Annotated in this window: 1 protein-coding gene; it reads left to right on the top strand. The window is 65.8% G+C overall.

The features are described 5' to 3' along the window. Positions 1-2,331 (top strand): LamG domain-containing protein (locus AAGI46_16880; GenBank protein MEM1013882.1); only part of this gene is annotated, 2,331 nt, incomplete at its 5' end. Positions 2,332-2,405: the final 74 nt, after the last annotated feature.

Here is a 2,405-nt window from a genome sequence, read left to right on the forward strand (position 1 = left end):
CAGCCGTACGCCCTTCGGCTGCGTGCCGACCGAAAGCTGCAGTGGCGAAGCAACCACAGCATGAACACGCCGGGCACGTCGCCCACGAGCCAGACCTTCCTGTCGACGGGTCAGCTCGCGGCCGGCCAATGGGCTCACGTCGCCGCCACGTGGGACGGGAGCAACGTCCGTTTCTACATCGACGGCGTCCTTGACTCGACGCACACGCTCACCGGCACCGTGGGTGTAACGACCGAAGACTCGGCCATCGGCTCGGACATCGTCGATGCCGACGAGTGGTTCGACGGCCGCATAGACGACCTGCGTGTCTACAACAGGGCGCTTAGCGACACCGAGGTCTTCGAGCTCGGCGGCAGCGGCCTGCGGCTGCACCTGAAGCTCGACGAGACTTCCGGCACGGTAGCGGACGACAGCGGCCCGTTTATCTTCGACGGAGACTTGATCGACGGCCCCGAGCCGGGCGTCGAAGGCGTTGTCGATCGCGCAATCCGGATGAACGACAACGATGCCAATCAAGAGCGGATCGAAATCCCTAGCACGGCGGTCGATGGTCTGACGGCGATGACGGTCACCTGGTGGATGAAGACCGAGAAGACCGGCGAAACAGCGATCCTCACCGGCGCCACGACCAGCGGCAGCAATCCCGCGAACTCCGTGCTTGTTTACTTCCGCAGCCACACCGAGTTCAGTCCCTGGGTGGATCAGTCGGAGGCAGGACGCTCGACCCTCTCCGAGTCGCTCGCCGACGGGCGGTGGCACCACTGGGCTTACACATGCGACCGCGCCGTCGGACGGTATCGGCTCTATCGCGACGCCGAGGAGGTCGCCACCCGAACCTTCACGCCGAGGTCGGGTGGCTTCGAAGTAGCGCCCGGCGGGCTGTTCGTCGCACACGACCAAGACACCCTCGGAGGGTCGTTCTCGCCCGAGCAAGCGTTGGTCGGCGACCTCGACGACTTCCGCATCTACGGCCGCGTCCTCGACGCGGAAGAGATCGCCGAGCTCTACGGCCTCATCGGCCACTGGCGTCTCGACGAGATCGACGGCGACACGGTCGCGGTCGACGACACCGCGTTCGCGCACAACGGCGACTACGTCCGCACGCCGACCCTCGAGGAAGAATCACCGTACCCGAGCGAGACGGTCCGCACAGCCGCGCGGATGGAGCCGGGCGACTACTTGCGGATCCCCAACAAGGACCACCTGGAGGTCGGCAAGGACGACGCCGACTTCTCCATTGCTTACTGGCTGAAGAACAACCGTGAAGCGTCGGGGCAGTGGCGCGAAACGATCAAGAAACACTTCGACGGCCGCCGCCGCACCTTCGCGATGTGGCTGCGCCCCGACGACAACCGGATGCACTGTCGGATCAGCACGAAGCACGCCTGGAACGAGGGAACCGACACCGTCAGTGGTTTCGATCCCGGCGTCTGGCGGCATATGGCTTACGTCAAGCGGGGCAGCGAACTCCGCCTCTACGTTGATGGCCTCTTCGAGCGAGCCGACACCCTGCAGGGTGAAGTCGTCAGCAACAACGGCGATATCTACGCGGGCGTGCGGAGCACGGGCTGGCGAAACGACGTGACGCTCGATGACTTCCGCATCTACTCACGGGCGCTCAACGACTGGGAGGTCGCCGAGCTGCACGGCCTGGTTGGCTGGTACCGCATGGAAGACCTTGCGGGATCGGTCGTCACCGACTCAAGCGGCACGGCCAACCACGGGGCCGTGGTGGGCTCCACGCCGTCGTGGCCGACCGACGCCCGTGAAGGGCTCGCGTCGATCGAGCTCGACGGCACGAACTACATCGACGCCTCCAACGATTGGGCGCGTGGCGAAGGCGGCGGGGCGGTCGCAGCGTGGGGCAAACTCGTCCAGCGGGACTCGGGCGGCAGCGAGTTGGTGTCGCTCAGCAACCGCCTCGCGATTCGACTGGATCTGGCGTGGAGCGGCCCTCAAGCCGCGCTCGCGTTCGCCTACAACGGCAGCGGCTGGCAGCCCATCAACTCGGGCCGGAGCTTCGAGGGAGGTCGTTGGTCGCACTTCGCCGCGTCGTATCGCGAAGACATCCGTGAGCTCAGCTTCTACATCGACGGCGTGCTGGTGGACACGGCCACCCTTACGGGATCGCCCGATTTCTCAGCCGCTTCGCTGCCGATCCGCATCGGTCAGCACGCGGGCTCCGAGACGGTGCGCAACTTCACCGGCCTGATCGACGACGTCCGGGTCTACAACCGTCCGATCAGCCGCGCCGAGGCGCGGGGCTTGTACTACGGAAGCCAGACACCAGGGTTGCGAATCGTCCGCTGGAGCGAGGTCGCCAACCCGTGACGCCATGGTTCGTCCCCATTCCCTTGCGCCACTCCGACGCTCCAACGGGTTCACACTCGTTGAGCTCGTGATCG

The organism is Planctomycetota bacterium (genome assembly GCA_038746835.1).
Lineage (GTDB): Bacteria > Planctomycetota > Phycisphaerae > Tepidisphaerales > Tepidisphaeraceae > JBCDKH01.